Origin of the sequence: Komagataeibacter sp. SM21 (assembly GCF_041402665.1) — a bacterium.
In the GTDB taxonomy this organism is placed as follows: domain Bacteria; phylum Pseudomonadota; class Alphaproteobacteria; order Acetobacterales; family Acetobacteraceae; genus Komagataeibacter; species Komagataeibacter saccharivorans.
Genome location: NZ_JBGLOV010000002.1, coordinates 213,397 through 231,833 on the forward strand (window position 1 = coordinate 213,397; position 18,437 = coordinate 231,833).

Genomic DNA, 18,437 nt, shown 5'->3' on the forward strand with positions numbered 1-18,437 from the left:
AACAGCATGAATACACCATCCATCCCAGCATATGAGGACAGATTCCTTCTGGATCTGGCCCTTCGCCTGGCCGATGAGGCCGCCGACCTGATCCGGGACATCCGCGCACGCGGCTTCGCCACACAGGTCAAGTCCGACAGTTCCCCCGTGACGGAAGCCGACCACGCGGCGGAAGCCCATATCCTCAAGGGGCTTCGCGCCCATGCCCCCGCCATCCCCGTGGTGGCGGAAGAGGAAATGGCCGCTGGCATCCGCACCGATACCGGCAGCGAGTTCTGGCTGGTCGACCCGCTGGATGGCACGCGTGAATTCGCGGCGGGACGGGATGATTTCACCGTCAATATCGCGCTGGTGCGTGATGGTCGCCCGGTCATCGGCGCGGTGGCGCTGCCGGCCTATCACCAGCTTTATGGCGCGGGTGCCGGGCGTGGGGCCTTCCGCATCGATGCGAACGGGGAACAGGCCATTCACGTCCGCACGCCCCCTGCCGAGGGACTGACCGTGCTGGCGTCGCGCCATTATGCGGATGATCCACGGCTGAAGGACTTTCTGGGCGGCCATACCATCGCGCATCTGGGCAATATCGGTTCGGCGGCCAAGTTTATCCGCGTGGCGGAAGGCATCGCCGACCTGTACCCCCGTCTTGGCACCACCATGGAATGGGACACCGCCGCGCCACAGGCGATCGTGGAAGCGGCCGGGGGCAGCGTAACCACACCCGATGGCGCGACACTGGCCTATGGCAAGCCCAGCTGGCGCAATCCGCATTTCATCTGTCGTGGCGCACGGTAGTCGCGCCGTATCGATGGATACACGACTGCTGCATAATGACCCGCAGGGCATTGAGGCCGCCGCCACCATCCTGCGCGCAGGCGGTCTTGTCGCCTTCGGGACGGAAACGGTTTACGGGCTGGGCGCGGATGCGCGCAACGACCGGGCCGTGGCCGCAATTTACACCGCCAAGGGCCGACCCGGCATCAACCCGCTGATAAGCCATTTCGTCAGCGCCGATGCCGCATTTGAACAGGTGGCCGCCAGCCCGCTTGCCCGCAGGCTGGCCGCACGGTTCTGGCCCGGACCGCTGACGCTTGTCCTGCCCCGTGCGGAAGGATGCGCCATTTCCACCATCGCGACCGCCGGCCTGCCGACGGCAGGGGTGCGCGTGCCCGCCGGGGCGACCACACAGGCCCTGCTGGCGGCATGCGGCTTTCCCGTTGTCGCCCCTTCGGCCAATCCATCGGGCCGGGTCAGCCCATCCGATGCGCAGCATGTGCTGGCGGGGCTGGATGGCCGGATTGACGCCGTGCTGGATTGCGGACCGTGCCGGGTGGGAGTGGAAAGCACCATCGTCGACCTGAGCGGGGAGCGCCCTGTCCTGCTGCGCCCCGGTGGCATCACGCTTGAGGCGCTGGAAGACGCCTGCGGCGCGCCACTTGTCACTCCTGCGGGCAGTAATGACATCAATCCCTCCGCCCCCGGGCAGCTTTCGTCGCATTATGCGCCGGGCCTGCCGGTGCGGCTGGATGCCGATACGGTTGCCAGTGACGAGGCGCTGCTGGCATTTGGCAGCGAACTGCCGGGCAGCCCGCTGGTGTGGAATCTGAGCAGAACCGCCGATTTGCATGAAGCGGCGGCACGCCTCTTCGCGGGGCTGCGGTTTCTTGATATGGAGGGACGCCGCCGTGGGCTGGTCAGGATTGCGGTGCAGCATGTACCCGGACATGGTCTGGGCCGTGCCATCCGTGACCGGCTGATCCGTGCTGCCAGTCCGCGTCCGTAATGGTTTTTAACCGCATGATCCGACCCCGGTGCCCGAAATGAGCGACACATTCGATCCCAAGGAACTGAAAATCCTTTCGGATATCCTTGCACTTGTGCTGGAGGAACATGCAGGCCAGTCGGAAAACGCACTGGCCGCCATCCGGGCGCGGGCAAAGAAGAATCAGGTTACGGGCGGCGCACTGAAGAACCTTTTTTCAGCCATTGCCCCCAACCCGCCGCCCAAGGCCCCGCCCAAGCCGCGCGCGCCCCGCAGCACAAAGACCGGCACGGCGGCGGCAAAGGAAATACAGGAGTCGCACGCGCGCATTTCCAAGCTGACGGACAGCATCCGCAAGCTGGATCTGGAGCTGCGCGACGCGCGCGCCCACAACGCCGCCCTGCGTTCGGAACTGTACCAGACGCAGCAGGCACGGGCCGAAACGCAGGCCGCCCTGTCCATCGTGCAGACCCGTCAGGCCCCGCGCCGGTCGGGCGGGCTGGTGGTTGCGGTGGCCGTGGGCGTGCTGACCGGCTTTGCCCTGACGGAAATGTGGCACACCCTTGTATCGAGCAGCCCCGCGCAGGCCAGCGCCGCCTACCCCCCGGTCCACCATGACGGGGTGGAGAACGGGCAGGCCTTTCTCATGCCGCTCTCCCATCCCCTCTATTCCGGAAGCATGTTGTCATGACCGCATCTCCCTCCCCCGCACTGGCACGTCATGACCTGATCGCCCGCTTCAGCGAAATACTGGGGCCTGCGGGCGTGCTGACGGATGCGACGGATATCGCCCCCTTCTGCACCGACTGGCGCAGCCTGTACCATGGCCGCGCGCTGGCCGTGCTGCGCCCCGCCAGCACGGACGAACTGGCCGCCATCGTACGCCTGTGTGTGGCGCATGATGTTCCCATGGTGCCGCAGGGCGGCAATACCAGCATGGTGGGCGGTGCAACGCCTGATGATACGGGGCGCGAGGTTGTCATCTGCCTGTCGCGCATGAACCGTATCCGCGGCATCGACCCGCGCGACCTGACCATGGAAATCGAAGCCGGGGTCACGCTGAAAGCGGCACAGGACGCCGCGTGGGAAGCCGGTTTCATGCTGCCGCTGTCCATTTCATCCGAAGGGTCGGCCCAGATCGGCGGCGTGCTGGCCACCAATGCCGGGGGCAACAACACGCTGCGCTACGGCAACGCACGCGAACTGACGCTGGGGCTGGAAGCGGTCATGCCCGATGGCAGCGTATTCAACGGGCTGCGCCGCCTGCGCAAGGACAATACCGGCTACGCCCTGCGGCAGTTGCTGGTGGGATCGGAAGGGACGCTGGGATTCATCACCACCGCCATCCTGCAGCTTCATCCCCAGCCGCGCGAAATCGACGCCGCCCTGTGTGCGGTGGAAGACGCCAGCGCCGCGCTGGACCTGCTGGGGCTGCTGCGTTCGCGCGATCCGTCACTGCTGCAGGCGTTCGAGTTCATGTCGGGCACCGGCATGGAACTGGTTACAGACCTTATCCCCGGCGCAGGCCTGCCGCTGGAGGAAACCGCCCCGGCCTATGTACTGCTTGAACTTGCCACCCCCCGCCCCGATGCCGACCTGCGTGAGTTCACGGAATCCGTTCTGGGAGAAGCGCTGGAAGAAGGCATCATTACCGATGCCGTCATAGCCGAAAGCGAAAGCCAGCGCGCCGGGCTGTGGAAACTGCGCGAGGAACATGCCGAAGCCCAGCGCCGCGCGGGCGCCAGCGTCAAGAACGACGTCTCGGTTCCCGTAACCCATGTGCCCGAACTGATTACACGCGCCACCAGCGCGTGCGAGGCGCTGATACCCGGCATCCGCCCCGCCCCGTTCGGCCACATGGGCGATGGCAACATCCACTTCAACCTTGTCCAGCCCGAAGGCATGGCGCCGGAAGCCTTCCTTGCGCGCAGCCACGACATCATGGATACGGTGTCCGCGATCGTGAAGGAACTGGATGGTTCCTTCTCCGCCGAGCATGGGGTGGGCCAGCTCAAGCCCTACATGATGCCGTCGTGGCGCGGGGGCGCGGAACTGGCGGCCATGCGCCATATCAAGACAGCGCTTGATCCCCGCAACCTGATGAATCCCGGCAAGGTCCTGCCCCCCGCCACGCAGGGGGCCTGACGGAACGGCCCGCGCGACCGCGCGTAACAGACTGTTCCCACACCCATGCCGCAGGGGATCACCCCTTTTGCCCCGGCGGGAACGGGGCTAGACAGGGGCATGCCTGTCGCCCGCCCCGTTCCCGACCGCCTTGCGCTGCGCCTGTCGATTCTGGACCGCTACGTACTGCGTCAGCTCCTGCTGGCGCTGGTGGCCAGCACGGGCGCGCTGGCGGTGCTGATCTGGCTGACGCAGTCGCTGCATTTCGTATCGCTGGTGGTGGGACGCGGGCTTTCGCTGCGCGTGTTCCTTGAACTGACCAGCCTGCTTATTCCGTCCTTCGTCGCGGTCATCCTGCCGATCACGACCTTCGTGGTGGTGCAGTTCATCTACCAGCGCCTGGGCACCGACCGGGAACTGACCGTCATGCAGGCGGCGGGGCTGTCCCCCGTCATGATGGCGCGGCCGGGACTGCTGTGCGCCAGCATTGCCACGGGGCTGTGCCTGATCCTGAACATATGGATCGTGCCGGTTTCGTACCACGCCTTCCGCCAGTACGAATTCCAGATACGCAACCGCATGGCCGCCTTCCTGATACAGGATGGGGTATTCACGCAGGTATCGGACAACATGACCGTCTATATCCGCGCACGCGACAAGGACGGCACGCTGCATGGCATCATGGTGGAAGATGACCGCACGCCGGGAGCGGAAGCGACGATCCTTGCGGAAGACGGCAACCTGCTCGTCACCGGCGATCAGCCCCGCGTGGTGCTGTTCAACGGATCACGGCAGGAAATCGACAGCCATACCGGGCGGCTGAACGTGCTGACCTTCGCGCGCAACACCATAGACCTGTCCAGTCCGCACGGGTCGCATACGCGCCAGCCGGACGCCAATGAACTTTCGATTGCGGAACTACTTCATCCCGACATGCGCCTGTATTCCCGACGTGACGAAAGCAAGATGTTCATCGAGGCCTGGCGCAGGCTCAGCACGCCGTTCTGCGCCTTTTCCTTCGCCATGATCGGGCTGGTTGGCGCCATGGGCGGCAATTATTCCCGGCAGGCCAGCATCCTGCGCCCTGTGCTGGCCATCCTCGGGGTCGTGGCGGTGCAGGCGCTGACGCTGCTGGTGCAGAACCTCGCCTCGCGCAACCTGCAGCTCATGCCGCTCATGTGGATCTGCACGCTGGGTCCGGGGCTGGTCTGCGCGGCCATCCTGTTCGTGCCGGAATTCCGTTCGGACCGCCCGACTGCCCGGGCCGTGCGTGGCCCGCGCGCATGAAACCCGCCTTCACCCTCTCGTTCTATATCGCGCGGCAGTTCACTTTCGCCACGCTGGCGGTGATCGCCTTCCTGACCGCGCTGATAACGATGTTCGATTTCATCGACCTGCTGCGCCGGGTTTCGACGCGACCCAACGTGCCCACGTCGCTGGTCAGTGAGATCGCCTTCCTGCATGTGCCTTTCGCCTGCCTTGAAATCCTGCCCTTCGGCGTGCTGCTGGGCGGGATCATCTGCTTCTGGCGGCTGGCGCGCACATCGGAACTGGTCGTGGCGCGGGCGGCGGGGATTTCGGCATGGCAGTTCCTGGCGGGGCCCGTCATCTGCGCGGTCCTGATCGGGGCGACGGCCACCACCTGCATCTCGCCCCTGTCATCCGTCATGTACCGGCGGGCGGAAGCGCTGGACCGGCAGTACCTGCGCGACAATAACGGCAAGTCCCTGAACCTGAGCGGTGGCACGCTATGGCTGCGCCAGGGCGATAACGGGCTGGTGGACCATGGCGTGGACATCATTCACGCCCGACGCGTCAAGCTGCACGGCGGCGTGCTGCACCTTGGCGGCGTCACGGTCTTTCGCATGGGGCCTGATGACAGCCTGCTGACCCGGCTGGAGGCCGAAAGCGGCTATCTGGGCCGCGGCCGGTGGATACTGGATTCCACGCGCCAGCTCCGCCCCGATGAAATGCCGCAGGACATGGGCCACATGACGCTGCCCGCCGACCTGACACTGGCGGGGGTTGAGGAAAGCTTTGCCTCGCCTGATACACTGTCTGTCTGGGCGCTGCCGGGTTTCATCCGCCAGCTTGAGCGTTCAGGCTTTTCCACCATCCGCCATCGGCTGCATTTCCAGACCCTGCTGACGCTGCCCGTACTGTCGGGTACCATGGCGCTGGTGGCGGCGGGATTTTCCATGCGGCCCGCGCGGCGCGGCGGGGTCGTGCGCATGATAAGCTTTGGCGTGGCGGCCGGTTTTGCGCTGTTCGCCATATCCAAGATCGCGGCGCAGTTTGGTGAAACGGGCGCACTTCCCCCCCTTCTCGCCGCCTGGGCACCAACGGGGGCGGGGCTTTGTCTTGCGGTCACGCTACTTCTTCATCTAGAGGACGGTTAATGTCCCGTCCCGCCCCTTCCCCGCGCGCGCCGCTTACCCGGCGGCCCATCGCCGCCATGCGGCGGTTCCCGCGCGGGTTTTTGCTTGCGGCGACGATGCTGGGCGGGATCGTATCCGGGCTGGGCACGGGCAACCCGGCCCGTGCGGACGCGCCCAAGCGCACCCAGCCCATCCATGCCCCCAAAAGCCAGCCACAGGCCCCGGTCAGTTTTTCCGGCACGGTATCCAATAGCGACCCGATGACCTTTCAGGCCGATCATGTGTCGTATGACAGCCGCAACGGCATCGCCACATGGACCGGCAATGTCCAGATCTGGCAGAACGATCAGATCATGCGGGCGGACAAGGTCATATATGACCGCAATACCGGCGTGGCTTCCGCACGCGGCAACGTGGCGATGGTCGAGCCGGACGGAACCGTGCTGTTCACCGATTACGCGGAACTGAGCAACGGCATGCGCGACGGGATCATGACGCGCATGTATGCCCAGATGTTCGATAACGCCCGGCTGGCGGCCAACGGGGTGCGCCGCACCGGCGGCAAGCTCAGCGACCTGACCCGCGTGGTCTATACCGCGTGCGAAGTGTGCGCCCGCCATCCCGAACGCGCGCCGTTCTGGCAGCTACGCGCTTATGACGCCACGCATGACATGCAGCACAAGCGGCTGGAATTCCGCGATGCGTTTGTCGATTTCTTCGGCGTGCCGGTGTTCTACCTGCCCACCTTCTCCATGACCGATCCGTCCGTCCGGCGGCAGAGCGGCTTCCTGACACCGGGATTCACGCCGCATAACCGCTACCTGGGCACGTATGTCACCATTCCCTATTACTGGGTGCTGGACAAACAGTCGGACATCACGCTGGAAGGGCTGTTCTCCACCCGCACGGGGCCTGAACTCAGTTCGGTCTACCGCCGCTATTTCCGCAATGCGCGCGTCAACATCAATGCCGGCATCGCCTATGACACGCATCACGACATTGATTACGTCAACACCTTCGGCCAGACGGTCGACAGCAACGACAACCATGGCGTGCAGGGCTACTTCTTCGGCAGTGGACAGGTATCCATCAACAAGACATGGCGCGCGGGGGCGAACATCCGCTGGGCCAGTTCGCCCAACTACATGCGCGACTACCGCGTAAGCGGCTACGGGCAGGATACGCTCAATTCCAATGTCTATCTTGAAGGCTTCGGCACCGGATCGTATTCCCGCATCGACGCCGAAGGCTATCAGGGCCTGAATCAGGGCATCATCCACAATCAGGACCTGCCATGGGTCCTGCCGCGCTACACCTACAGCTATTTTGGCAAACCGGACGCATGGGGCGGGCGGTTCAGCCTCGATACGACCGATTTTTATGTCTATCGTGACAATGGCACGTCAGACCAGCGCGGGCAGCTTTCGCTTAACTGGGACCGGCCTTTCCACAACTCGCTGGGGCAGATCTGGAACCTGACGCTGCATGTGGAATCTGCGATCCACCGCGCCACATCGCTTTACCAGCAGCCCAATTACGCCGCCGCCACCCGCGCGCAGGTCGAAGGACAGGTGCTGCCCACGGTCGGGCTGAAAATGAACTGGCCCTTCCTGCGCAGTTTCAACCATAATACCGGCACCCAGATACTGGAGCCGATCGTGCAGATCCTTGCCGCGCCCAATACGGGGAACAGTTCTTCGCGCAATATTCCCAACGAGGACAGCCTGACCTACGAATTCACGGATTCGACCCTGTTCTCCATCAACCGCTATCCGGGCACCGACCGGCTGGACGGGGGGCTGCGCGCCAATATCGGGCTGCACAACAACTGGACATGGAACGGCCACCAGATCGACATGCTGATTGGCGAAAGCTTTCAGGAACATGTCGAACATGACCGCATTCCCTATTCCGGCCTGAGCCATCACCTGTCGGATCTGGTGATGGGCACGCATGTCGTGCCCAACCAGTTTTTCGATTTCGACGGCAAGATGCGGCTTGATCCATACGCCGGGAAGGTGGATTTCGCCGATGCGCTGGGCAGCACGGGTTTCCGCCATTTCCGCGTGACGGGTGGCTATCTGTATGAACCGGTGACGTCCTATTACTATTATGCCCAGCGGTCCTACGCCAACACGCCGCCTGCCGTTTATTACACACCGGTCAGCGAACTGACGGTGGGCGCGGCCTCGAACTGGCAGAACTGGCATCTGGCCGCCTATCTGCGCCGCAGCCTGTCGCGCAAGGAAAGCGTGTCGGTGGGTGGGGACGCCGGGTTCCAGAATGACTGCTTCGGGCTGGATGTCATGTATCTCAAGCAGTACACCACCATTGGTGGCCAACAGAGCAATTCGACCGTAATGTTCTCCCTTACGTTCAAAACCATCGGTACATTTGGTATGAATGGCTGACCTGATGCGTGAAAGACCGAGCCGGATGTCCTTCTTCCCCGCCACCCGTGGCGCCGTACCCTCCCCCGCACCGCGACGCAGGCGTGCAGGCCGCGCGCTGACCGCCGGCCTGCTGGCCTGTCTGGCGCTGGCCGGGCATGAACAGGCCGCGGCGGCACGCAGCGCCCGCTCCATCGCGCAGCAGGCACAGGCGGCGGAAGAACAGGACGCCATCATCGCCACCGTCAACGGATCGGTCCTGACCAAGCGTGATGTCGATACGCGCGGGCGGCTGTTCGCCCTTTCCTCCGGCCTTGATGTCAGCGATGACGTGATGGAGCGCCTGCGCCCGCAGATCGTGCGGCAGCTGATTGACGAACGGCTGCGCATGCAGGAAATGCTCGACCGCCACATCAACGTGCCCATCAAGCAGATTGCCGACGCCATCGCCGGGATCGAGCAGCGCAACGGCATGCCGGAAAATGCGCTGCGCAACAAACTGGCGGAAGATGGCGTCTCGCTGACGACACTGATCGACCAGATCCGCGTGCAGCTTGGCTGGTCGCAGGTGCTGCGACAGGAAACGGGCGAACGTGGCCGCATCACCGCAGCCGAGATCGAACAGCGGACCGAGGCGCTGAAGCGGGAGGACGGCAAGCCGGAATACATGATCAGCGAGATATTCATTCCCGTTGACGATCCACGCCACACCGAAAACGAACTGAAATTCACCGAAACCATCATTCAGGAACTGCGTGAAGGCGCGCCGTTCCCCATCGTCGCCGCCCAGTTTTCGCAGGGGCAGAGCGCGCTGGAAGGTGGCATGATGGGCTGGACGCAGGAAGACGGGCTGGACCCGCAGGTCGTGGCCGTAGCACGCCAGATGCCCGATGGCGCGATTTCCAACGCCATCCGCGTGGCGGGCGGCTACGTCATCGCCACCATTGCCGAACGCCGCACGGTGGGCCACCAGATGGCGACAATCCTGTCCATGCGTCAGGCTTTCTTCCCCTTCGAAAGCCCGCTTGACCCGGAAAACCCGACAGACCAGCAGAAAAGCATGCTGGATTCGGCCAACGCCTTTGTCGCCAACGCCAAGAACTGCGATCAGGTGGAAGCCCAGAACAAGAAGCTGGGTGAAAAGCATCCTTCCGATCCGGGGGAACTGCTGCTCAACCGCCTCAATCCGCGCATGCGTGAAGTGCTTGAGCCCCTGCCCGTCGGCCAGCCCAGCCAGCCGCTGGTGTCGGAAGATGGCATCGCCGTGCTGATGGTATGCAAACGTGAGGAACGCAACATCGCCATCCAGACCCCCAGCGAAATCGCCGACCACCTGCTGAACGAACGTGTGGAACAGACATCGCGCCAGCTCAATCGTGACCTCCAGCGCCGCGCGATCATCGATATGCGCTCCAAGTCCTGAACGCGGACATGACTTTACCGGAAGGGCTGAAGGGCCTTGAGCCGCTGCGCCAGACGATCGCGCGGCACGGACTGGATGCACGCAAGGCGCTGGGCCAGCACTTTCTGCTGGACCCGGCCATTACGGCGCGGATCACGTCCCTGGCGGGGGATCTGGCGGGACAGCATATCGTTGAGGTGGGACCCGGCCCCGGTGGTCTGACCCGCGCGCTGCTGGACTCGGATGCCGCCAGCATTACGGCGGTGGAAGTCGATACCCGCGCCGTGGCAATCATTACGGAACTGGCGGCCCTTATGCCGGACCGCCTGCAGGTGGTCGAAGCCGACGCCATGCGCCGTGACCTGACCACGCTGTGCCCCGCGCCACGCCAGATCATTGCCAACCTGCCCTATAATGTCGGCACGCCGCTTCTGGTTGGCTGGCTGCGGCAGGCCAGCGCATGGTCGCGCCTGACGCTCATGTTCCAGCAGGAAGTGGCGGAGCGCATCTGCGCGGCCCCCGGTTCCGACCATTACGGGCGGCTGGGCGTTCTGGCGCAATGGACATGCCGTTGCGGGATGCTTATGCATATCCCGCCCGGTGCGTTTTCACCGCCGCCCAAGGTCCATTCCGCCGTAGTGGGCCTGATCCCCCATGCACAGCAGCCTGACGCCACCCTGTTCCGCGCGATGGAACAGATTACGGCGGCGGCCTTTGGCCAGCGGCGCAAGATGCTGCGCGGGGCGCTGAAATCAGTCGGGGGCGAAGCCCTGCTGACTGAAGCAGGCATTGATGGCAGCCGCCGGGCGGAAACACTGGATATTGCGGAATTTGATAGGCTTGCCCGCCTTCATGCCCGCAGGACTGCCGCCCCGGCATAGGATACCGGCTCCATTACGGGGCAGGAAACCTGCTGCTCCACCGGTTCGGGACCCAGCATGTAATCCCGCGCCAGAGGCACGGCATCAATCTCCCGCGTTAGCTGCAACTGGAAATTGAGATGCCCCTGCACGCGGAAGGCGAGTTCGGATACGCACAGGTAGAATTCGAACATCCGGCAGAACCGTTCATCATACATCCGTGCAATGGCGGCACGCTGCGCGGCGAAACGGCTGCGCCAGTGGGCGATGGTACGGGCATAATGCAGCCGCCATATCTCACAATCCGTCAGCCATAGCCCCGCGCGTTCAACCGCCCCGACCGCCTCGCTTACCGCAGGGGAATACCCGCCGGGGAAAATGTAGCGATCTATCCATGGGTTGGTCACATTTGGCCCCTCCACGCGCCCGATGGAATGCAGCACCATCACACCACGGGGTTTGAGGGCCTGGCGCATGGTGGAAAAAAATGAACCGTAATGCGCGACGCCGACATGCTCGAACATGCCGATGGAAATGATGCGGTCGTACTGACGCCTGACCGCACGATAATCCAGCAGTTCAAAACGCACCCGGTCATCCAGCCCGGCCTCACGCGCGCGGCGGCGTGCAATGTGCAACTGTTCCACCGACAGGGTGATGCCCGTCACCTGCGCGCCATAGTCACGCCCCAGCGTAAGCGCCATTCCACCCCAGCCGCAGCCCACATCCAGTACGCTCATGCCCGGTCGTGTCAGGTGCAGCTTGGCGGCAAGATGATGTTTCTTCGCGGCCTGCGCCTGTGCCAGCGTTTCATAGCCGGTGGGAAAATAGCCACAGGAATACTGCATGTCCTCATCAAGGAACAATCGGTACAGCCTGCTGTCCAGATCATAATGGTGGGCGACGTTACGCCGCGCGCGCCGCAGGGTGTTGTTCTGCAGCCATTTGCGCGCCATGTAGCGCAGCGAGGAGAAAAAACGTTCTCCCGCCGGGCTGCGCCGCATCACGTTGAGCATGAGCACATGCAGCAATTCGTACAGCGAACAGTCCACCGGACGCAGGTGACCGGCCATATAGGCTTCCCCAACCTTCAGCGCGGGGTCCAGCAGCAGGGCGCGGCAGGTAGCGGGGTCGGCAATCCACATGGCGGCATGGGGGCCGGGCTGGCCCGTATAGACCCGCCTGTCGCCACCGGGATAATACACATCCAGCCGCCCAACCGTGATGAAATGCGCAAAGGCCCGGTCCAGCAATACAGACGCCATCGGCTTTCTCCCCGCCTGTCCGTACGGGCGGACCGCACACGCCCCGAAAACGACAAAAGCCCGGAAGAGTTTCCTCTTCCGGGCTTTCGCAACCAGATCCGACACCCCTCGCAGGGCGCCGGAACGGATCAGTTATTCAGCCGGCGCTTCCTCAACGGCGGTTTCTTCCGAAACCCCGCCTTCGGTCAGCGTGTCTTCTTCGACCAGTGCCGGTTCGTCGTCGCGCTCGACGCCGATTTCCTCACCGCGTGCCTGACGTTCCGCTTCTTCTTCGGAACGCGCGACGTTCACGGTCACCTGCATCGCCACTTCCGGGTGCAGGGCGACGCGCACGTCATACAGGCCAAGCTGCTTGATCGGCTCGGGCAGGACCACCTGGTTACGGGTGATGGTCAGACCAGCCTTCGTCGCGGCTTCTGCGATGTCACGGGTAGTGACGGAGCCATACAGGCTGCCGCTGTCGCCAGCCTGACGGATCAGGATGACGGACAGGCCGTGCATGCGCTCGGACAGGCGCTCGGCCTCCTCGCGGTTCTTGAGGTTCTGCGCCTCAAGCTGCACGCGCTCACGCTCGAAACGCTCGCGGTTATGTGCGTTGGCGCGGATCGCCTTGCCCTGGGGCAGGAGGAAGTTACGGGCATAGCCCGGCTTCACCGTTACGATCTCGCCCATCTGGCCCAGCTTCTCGACGCGCTGGAGCAGAATGAGTTCTACTGCGGACATGTTCCTGCCTCCCTCAGCTTACAATGTAGGGCAGCAACGCCAGGAAACGCGCACGCTTGATGGCCTGGGCCAGCTCACGCTGCTTCTTGGCGGATACGGCCGTGATACGGCTGGGAACGATCTTGCCACGCTCGGACAGGAAGCGGCTCAGCAGACGCACGTCCTTGTAGTCGATCTTCGGCGCGTTCGGGCCGGAGAACGGGCAGGACTTGCGACGACGGTAGAACGGACGGCGCGCACCAACCGCAACGCGGCGGGCGGCGGGATTGATCTCGGTAGATTCGGACATCAGCTCTTACTCCGCTTCAGCGCTGGCGCTGGCGCGCTGCTGCTCTTCACGCTCGTTACGGGCGCGGAACTCTTCGCGGTCATCGAAATTGCGGCGCGGACGCCCGCTTTCGAACCGGCCTGCGGGCTTGGGCCCACGGAAGCCACGCTCACGCTCATCGCCCTTGCGCGACAGGATGACGGAGGGAGCTTCGTCAATCTCGTCCACACGCAGGGTGAGCACGCGCAGGACGTCCTCGTTCAGGCCGAGCTGACGCTCGATTTCCTTGATGGCGGCAGGAGACGCGTCAAGACCCAGAAGCATGTAATGCCCCTTGCGGTTCTTCTTGATACGGTAAGCCAGCGTACGCAGGCCCCAGTATTCACGCTTCTTTACGGAACCGGATTCCGCTTCTGCCTGGGTCGCGATGCCATCAGCAATGGCTTCGACCTGCTGCTGCGACACGTCATTACGTGCGATCAGCACGATTTCATACAACGGCATTGGTACTCCCTTCGGATCACTTCAACCCCGCATGGACGGACACGGTCCGCCATTTCGCCCCGAGGGGCACGGGTATAGCCGGACGCGATGCCACGCATCCGGCAGGGAAGGAGCGGTTTGAAACACAAACCCCACCAATAAACAAGGGAAAAGTGCGCCCGCCCCGTCAGGCCACGCGCAGCCGCCGGGGTAGCGGCAGGCCCAGCGCATCGGGAATGTCCCATATTTCGCGCACGGTCCTGACCTTGAGGAACCCCGCGCGAAGATAATTGGGCAGTGCGCGCGGATGATCGGCCGAACACGTATTGACCCGGACCGCGGCCGGATGCGCCTGCCATGCGCGCGCGATCATCTGGTGCAGGAAAATCCGCCCGACCCCGCGCCCTATCCATGCAGGCAGCAGGCCGAAATAGGCGATGTTCACATCGGGGCTGTAGCGGGCGTCCAGTTCGCAAAAACCGGCCACCCTGTCGCCCTCATACAGCACATGCACACCAATACCCGGATCGGCCAGCAGGTTCGCAAGCTGCGCATCCGACATGAGACGACGCAGCCACCAGCAGTAATCGCGACCCACCGCGTCGTACATTTCGCGGTACCACCCCACGGTGGGATGTGTGACCGGACGGATCGTATAGCCATCCGGCAGGGCTGGCGGCGATCCCGGCGGCTGCCTGTCCATGCACAGGAAGGTTACATCCACACCGATCCGCGTTCCATCGCCGCCCGGTTCATCACGGGCGGCAGGACATGGAACCTCAGTTATCATCAAGGAAGGACCGCAGCTTGCGGCTGCGGCTGGGGTGCTTGAGCTTGCGCAGCGCCTTCGCCTCGATCTGGCGGATACGTTCGCGGGTCACGTTGAACTGCTGGCCGACTTCCTCAAGCGTATGGTCGGTGTTCATGCCGATGCCGAAACGCATGCGCAGCACACGTTCCTCACGCGGGGTGAGCGAGGACAGCACCCGCGTCGTGGCTTCGCGCAGGTTGGTCTGGATCGCGGCGTCAAGCGGGATGACCGCCGTCTTGTCCTCGATGAAGTCACCAAGATGGCTGTCTTCCTCATCCCCGATCGGGGTTTCGAGGGAAATCGGCTCCTTGGCGATCTTGAGGACCTTGCGCACCTTTTCCAGCGGCATGCCCAGCTTTTCAGCCAGTTCTTCCGGCGCGGGCTCGCGCCCGATCTCATGCAGCATCTGGCGCGAGGTACGGACCAGCTTGTTGATCGTCTCGATCATGTGGACCGGAATACGGATGGTCCGCGCCTGATCCGCGATCGAACGCGTGATCGCCTGCCTGATCCACCATGTTGCATAGGTGGAGAACTTGTAGCCACGACGGTATTCGAATTTGTCCACCGCCTTCATCAGGCCGATATTGCCTTCCTGAATCAGGTCAAGGAACTGAAGACCGCGATTGGTGTATTTCTTGGCGATCGAGATCACCAGCCGCAGGTTGGCCTCGATCATTTCCTTCTTGGCGCGCGCCGAATCCCGCTCCCCGCGCGACACGGTGGCGTAGACGCGACGGAACTCACCCACCGGCAGGCCGGTTTCCTGTGTCAGTTCGGCCACCTGGTTACGCAGGCGGACCACCGTCTCGCCATGCTTGGCGATGAAGTTCTTCCACGACTTGCCCGGCAGGGCGGACGCCATGTCCATCCAGCCGGGGTCCAGTTCGCGGCCACGATATTTCAGCAGGAAGTCATCGCGCGATACGCGGGTGCTTTCAGCCAGACGCAGCATGCGCCCTTCCAGACCGTTGAGGCGCTGGAAGATTTCCTTGAGGTGTTCGACCAGCACCTCGATCCGCGCATTGTGCAGGTGGACCTGCTGCACCTTGCCCACCAGTTCCATACGGAGCTGTTCGTAGCGGCTTTCGTCCTCGGCGGAGATTTCGCTACCACCCGTGAATTTTTCCAGCCGTTCGGCCTGCACCTTGTGCAGGGCTTCGTACAGCGCCTCGATTTCCTTGAACTGTTCAAGGATTTCGGGCTTCAGTTTTTCTTCCAGCGCGGACAGCGACAGACCGGCACCTTCGCCTTCGCCCTCACCTTCGCCCTCGGTTTCCTCGGCTTCGTCGTTCTCGCTGCCTTCGTTTTCGGCAAAGGCGTCCTCGCCTTCGGCGGACTCGGCGGGATCGTTGCCGCCGGACTGCATGGCCTCAAGGTCCACGATGTCGCGCAGCAGCATCTCACCGGCCTTGAGCCGTTCATGCCACGAAATGATGGCGCGGAAGGTCAGCGGGCTTTCGCACAGCCCGCCGATCATCTCGTCACGACCGGCCTCGATGCGCTTGGCGATCGCGATTTCGCCTTCACGCGACAGCAGTTCGACCGAACCCATTTCACGCAGGTACATGCGCACGGGGTCATCCGTGCGGCCAAGGCTTTCGGTATCGACATTGCCGGCAGCGGTTTCCCCGCTTTCGCTTTCCTCTTCCTCGGCGGTGTCGTCGCTCTTGGTTTCGGCGGGGGCGGCGGCTTCACTCTCGTCGCTGTCGTTGTCTTCGTTCTCGACAACCTGCATGCCCATTTCCGACAGGGCAGCCATCACGTCCTCGATCTGTTCGGAGGACATCTGATCCTGCGGCAGGACGGCGTTCAGTTCATCAAACGTGATGTAACCGCGTTCCTTGCCGCGGGCGATCAGTTTCTTGACGGCGCCGGACCGGGTGTCCAGCAGGGTCGTATCGTTGTCCTGATCCCCCGAAGCCGTGTCCGTACCCGTGGCTGTCTTTGTCGCCATGCCCGATCAATCCCCACCCAGCAAATCCGTTTACGCGCGCGCCAACCCTGCCTGCGCGAGGTTGGCCGCTCCTTTCCCGCCCACCGCATATGCCGGAGGACAGGACAGGGCCAATTATACCGTTTTCATCTGCATTTGTCTGGTGCAGGTGGTCGATAACATGGCCGAAGTCAAGGGCACGCCCGGTGCATTTGATGCAAACGGGCAATTTTCCATTCTACTCATCCGCCTCGTTCCCACCGCGACGCAGGCTGTCCAGCGCCAGCAGGCGGGTGCGCAGGCTCTGCCACGCGGCTTCATCCAGATTGCCCGCGCACATACGTTCGGTATCGGCGCGGACTTCGGCGGCAAAGCGTTCGACGTTGAGCAGCGCGTAGAAATGCCACCATTCACGCCGCGGGTCGGATGCAAAAATATCGCCATCATCCTGTCCGCGCGTACGTCGCCCGCGTGTTGTGTGGACACGCGCGCAGACTTCATCCAGCCCGGCGCGCGAAAGGCAGGCGGCCAGTTCATCAGGGGATGGCAGTTCGCCCCGGGCATCATACATATCCAGCAGTTCCTCGCGCAGTGCGGCCAGATCGGCGGGCAGTTCAAGGCGGCAGTAGGCGTCCTGTACCTCATCCAGTATGGCGGGCTGCTCAAGGATGATCGCACTGAGGATGCACTGGCGCTGCAGATCGGCATCCACCGCAGCCACGGGCGCGGTCGCCACCGACGCCGGCCTGCCCCCGCCACGCGCCCCGGAGCGGCGGAAGGTCTCGAAAAAACTGTCCAGCAGGGTGGAGCGGTATTCTGATGCCAGCGCCTTGTCAGGAATCAGGGCCGCGACTTCCACCAGCCTGCGCCGCAATGCCGCGCGCTGTTCGGGACCGGGATTGCGCACGCCCTCGCTCAGCAGGCCGAACAGCACCTGTCCCATCGGGCGCGCACCGTCGACAAGGGCGGCCATCGCGGCGGGGCCGTGGCGGCGGACAAGGCTGTCCGGGTCTTCCTTTTCAGGCAGGACGCAGAAGCGCAGCGTGCGATCCACGTTCAGCAGGGGCAGCGCCGTTTCCGCAGCCTTCACCGCCGCGCGCTGGCCTGCCGCATCACCATCGAAACACAGCACCGGCGCCGGTGCGACCTGCCACAGCGCCTCAAGCTGTTCCGCCGTCAGGGCTGTGCCCAGCGGGGCGACCGCACCGCCGAATCCGGCCTGATGCAGCGCGATGACATCCATGTAGCCCTCAACCACCAGCAGGTCGGCCTGCGCGCCGGTACCCCGCACGGCACCGCGAGCACGATCCAGGCCGAACAGCACCCGCCGCTTGGAAAAAATCGCCGTTTCGGGACCATTGAGGTATTTGGGCTGTCCGTCGCCCAGAATGCGCCCACCGAAGGAAACCAGCCTGCCGCGCCGGTCGCGGATGGGAAAGGTGACGCGGTTGAAGAACAGTTCACGCTGTGGCGTGCCGCTTTCATCAGTCCGCATCACACCGGCATCGCGCAGCATGGCGGGCGTTATGTCCAGCGCCGCCATTTCCGCCACCAGCGCACCGCGCCCTTCCCCCGACCAGCCCAGTCCGAAGGCGGCGATGGTTTCATCGCTCAGCCCGCGATCATGCAGATAGGCCAGCCCTTCCCGCCCTTCGGCCTGGTACAGCCTGCGCTGCCATGACTGCTGCACGGCTTCAAGCACATCGCCCAGCGTGCGGGCACGTTCGTCCTGCTGCTGCCGAGCGCGGTCGGGCCGGGGCATTTCCATGCCCGCCGCCGTGGCCAGTTCTTCCACCGCCTCGGGGAAGGAGCGGCCTTCACTCTGCATGACGAAGGTAATGACATCACCATGCGCCTGACAGCCGAAGCAGTGGTAATGGTCATCATAGATATAGAATGATGGCGTCTTTTCCCCATGGAAGGGGCAGCATGCCTTCCAGTATTTCCCAGAACGCACCAGCTTCGTCCGTCGTCCGATAACCGGGGCGATGGGCGTGCGGGCACGCAGTTCATCAAGGAATGCGGGGTCAAGCGCCAT

The 18,437-nt window shown here is 63.7% G+C and carries 16 protein-coding genes; 9 read left to right on the forward strand and 7 right to left on the reverse strand.

Going from position 1 to position 18,437, the window contains the following annotated elements; all coding sequences use genetic code 11:
- The first annotated feature begins 6 nt into the window (after nucleotides 1-6).
- From cysQ to rsmA, 9 genes are all read left to right on the forward strand, one after another.
- Nucleotides 7-792: a 3'(2'),5'-bisphosphate nucleotidase CysQ gene (cysQ, locus tag ACBR42_RS03005; protein ID WP_371207247.1), complete on the forward strand. Its 786-nt coding sequence runs from the start codon at nucleotides 7-9 to the stop codon at nucleotides 790-792.
- 13 nt (nucleotides 793-805) lie between these two features.
- Nucleotides 806-1,780: an L-threonylcarbamoyladenylate synthase gene (locus ACBR42_RS03010; protein WP_371207319.1), complete on the forward strand. Its 975-nt coding sequence runs from the start codon at nucleotides 806-808 to the stop codon at nucleotides 1,778-1,780.
- Nucleotides 1,781-1,817: 37 nt separating this feature from the next.
- Nucleotides 1,818-2,450: a hypothetical protein gene (locus ACBR42_RS03015; protein ID WP_102323227.1), complete on the forward strand. Its 633-nt coding sequence runs from the start codon at nucleotides 1,818-1,820 to the stop codon at nucleotides 2,448-2,450.
- Complete coding sequence (locus ACBR42_RS03020) at nucleotides 2,447-3,904, forward strand: FAD-binding oxidoreductase (RefSeq protein ID WP_118962964.1); 1,458 nt, start codon at nucleotides 2,447-2,449, stop codon at nucleotides 3,902-3,904. Before ACBR42_RS03015 ends, ACBR42_RS03020 begins: the two co-directional genes overlap by 4 nt.
- 99 nt (nucleotides 3,905-4,003) lie before the next feature.
- Nucleotides 4,004-5,170 (forward strand): LPS export ABC transporter permease LptF, encoded by a 1,167-nt coding sequence (gene lptF / locus ACBR42_RS03025; protein ID WP_102323225.1) that lies wholly within the window; start codon nucleotides 4,004-4,006, stop codon nucleotides 5,168-5,170.
- Nucleotides 5,167-6,282 carry an LPS export ABC transporter permease LptG gene (lptG, locus tag ACBR42_RS03030; protein ID WP_102323224.1) on the forward strand — a complete coding sequence of 372 codons (1,116 nt, stop codon included), beginning with the start codon at nucleotides 5,167-5,169 and terminating at the stop codon, nucleotides 6,280-6,282. Before lptF ends, lptG begins: the two co-directional genes overlap by 4 nt.
- Nucleotides 6,282-8,672 (forward strand): LPS-assembly protein LptD, encoded by a 2,391-nt coding sequence (locus ACBR42_RS03035; RefSeq protein ID WP_371207248.1) that lies wholly within the window; start codon nucleotides 6,282-6,284, stop codon nucleotides 8,670-8,672. Before lptG ends, ACBR42_RS03035 begins: the two co-directional genes overlap by 1 nt.
- 4 nt (nucleotides 8,673-8,676) lie before the next feature.
- Nucleotides 8,677-10,074: a peptidylprolyl isomerase gene (locus ACBR42_RS03040; protein ID WP_371207249.1), complete on the forward strand. Its 1,398-nt coding sequence runs from the start codon at nucleotides 8,677-8,679 to the stop codon at nucleotides 10,072-10,074.
- Nucleotides 10,075-10,082: 8 nt separating this feature from the next.
- Nucleotides 10,083-10,934 carry a 16S rRNA (adenine(1518)-N(6)/adenine(1519)-N(6))-dimethyltransferase RsmA gene (gene rsmA, locus ACBR42_RS03045; RefSeq protein ID WP_371207250.1) on the forward strand — a complete coding sequence of 284 codons (852 nt, stop codon included), beginning with the start codon at nucleotides 10,083-10,085 and terminating at the stop codon, nucleotides 10,932-10,934.
- Here rsmA and ACBR42_RS03050 read toward each other — a convergent pair.
- The 7 genes from ACBR42_RS03050 to dnaG form a co-directional block, all read right to left on the reverse strand.
- On the reverse strand, nucleotides 10,904-12,178 hold the full coding sequence (locus ACBR42_RS03050) for a class I SAM-dependent methyltransferase (RefSeq protein ID WP_371207251.1): 1,275 nt from the start codon (nucleotides 12,176-12,178) through the stop codon (nucleotides 10,904-10,906). The genes rsmA and ACBR42_RS03050 overlap by 31 nt on opposite strands.
- Nucleotides 12,179-12,310: 132 nt before the next feature.
- Nucleotides 12,311-12,901 carry a 50S ribosomal protein L9 gene (gene rplI / locus ACBR42_RS03055; protein WP_371207252.1) on the reverse strand — a complete coding sequence of 197 codons (591 nt, stop codon included), beginning with the start codon at nucleotides 12,899-12,901 and terminating at the stop codon, nucleotides 12,311-12,313.
- Between the two features lie 13 nt (nucleotides 12,902-12,914).
- Complete coding sequence (rpsR, locus tag ACBR42_RS03060) at nucleotides 12,915-13,190, reverse strand: 30S ribosomal protein S18 (RefSeq protein WP_007399693.1); 276 nt, start codon at nucleotides 13,188-13,190, stop codon at nucleotides 12,915-12,917.
- A gap of 6 nt (nucleotides 13,191-13,196) precedes the next feature.
- Entirely contained in the window at nucleotides 13,197-13,673 is a 477-nt protein-coding gene (gene rpsF / locus ACBR42_RS03065; RefSeq protein ID WP_102323218.1) for a 30S ribosomal protein S6, read from the reverse strand.
- Between the two features lie 166 nt (nucleotides 13,674-13,839).
- Nucleotides 13,840-14,442 carry a GNAT family N-acetyltransferase gene (locus ACBR42_RS03070; RefSeq protein ID WP_102323217.1) on the reverse strand — a complete coding sequence of 201 codons (603 nt, stop codon included), beginning with the start codon at nucleotides 14,440-14,442 and terminating at the stop codon, nucleotides 13,840-13,842.
- On the reverse strand, nucleotides 14,432-16,420 hold the full coding sequence (rpoD, locus tag ACBR42_RS03075) for an RNA polymerase sigma factor RpoD (RefSeq protein ID WP_102323216.1): 1,989 nt from the start codon (nucleotides 16,418-16,420) through the stop codon (nucleotides 14,432-14,434). The genes ACBR42_RS03070 and rpoD overlap by 11 nt, the downstream gene beginning before the upstream one ends.
- A 217-nt stretch (nucleotides 16,421-16,637) precedes the next feature.
- Complete coding sequence (gene dnaG, locus ACBR42_RS03080; RefSeq protein WP_371207253.1) at nucleotides 16,638-18,437, reverse strand: DNA primase; 1,800 nt, start codon at nucleotides 18,435-18,437, stop codon at nucleotides 16,638-16,640.

Coding starts and splice junctions, on each gene's coding strand:
- cysQ (WP_371207247.1), top strand. CDS start 7: ATGAATACACCATCCATCCCAGCATATGAGGACAGATTCCTTCTGGAT.
- ACBR42_RS03010 (WP_371207319.1), top strand. CDS start 806: ATGGATACACGACTGCTGCATAATGACCCGCAGGGCATTGAGGCCGCC.
- ACBR42_RS03015 (WP_102323227.1), top strand. CDS start 1,818: ATGAGCGACACATTCGATCCCAAGGAACTGAAAATCCTTTCGGATATC.
- ACBR42_RS03020 (WP_118962964.1), top strand. CDS start 2,447: ATGACCGCATCTCCCTCCCCCGCACTGGCACGTCATGACCTGATCGCC.
- lptF (WP_102323225.1), top strand. CDS start 4,004: ATGCCTGTCGCCCGCCCCGTTCCCGACCGCCTTGCGCTGCGCCTGTCG.
- lptG (WP_102323224.1), top strand. CDS start 5,167: ATGAAACCCGCCTTCACCCTCTCGTTCTATATCGCGCGGCAGTTCACT.
- ACBR42_RS03035 (WP_371207248.1), top strand. CDS start 6,282: ATGTCCCGTCCCGCCCCTTCCCCGCGCGCGCCGCTTACCCGGCGGCCC.
- ACBR42_RS03040 (WP_371207249.1), top strand. CDS start 8,677: ATGCGTGAAAGACCGAGCCGGATGTCCTTCTTCCCCGCCACCCGTGGC.
- rsmA (WP_371207250.1), top strand. CDS start 10,083: ATGACTTTACCGGAAGGGCTGAAGGGCCTTGAGCCGCTGCGCCAGACG.
- ACBR42_RS03050 (WP_371207251.1), bottom strand. CDS start 12,178: ATGGCGTCTGTATTGCTGGACCGGGCCTTTGCGCATTTCATCACGGTT.
- rplI (WP_371207252.1), bottom strand. CDS start 12,901: ATGTCCGCAGTAGAACTCATTCTGCTCCAGCGCGTCGAGAAGCTGGGC.
- rpsR (WP_007399693.1), bottom strand. CDS start 13,190: ATGTCCGAATCTACCGAGATCAATCCCGCCGCCCGCCGCGTTGCGGTT.
- rpsF (WP_102323218.1), bottom strand. CDS start 13,673: ATGCCGTTGTATGAAATCGTGCTGATCGCACGTAATGACGTGTCGCAG.
- ACBR42_RS03070 (WP_102323217.1), bottom strand. CDS start 14,442: ATGATAACTGAGGTTCCATGTCCTGCCGCCCGTGATGAACCGGGCGGC.
- rpoD (WP_102323216.1), bottom strand. CDS start 16,420: ATGGCGACAAAGACAGCCACGGGTACGGACACGGCTTCGGGGGATCAG.
- dnaG (WP_371207253.1), bottom strand. CDS start 18,437: ATGGCGCTTGACCCCGCATTCCTTGATGAACTGCGTGCCCGCACGCCC.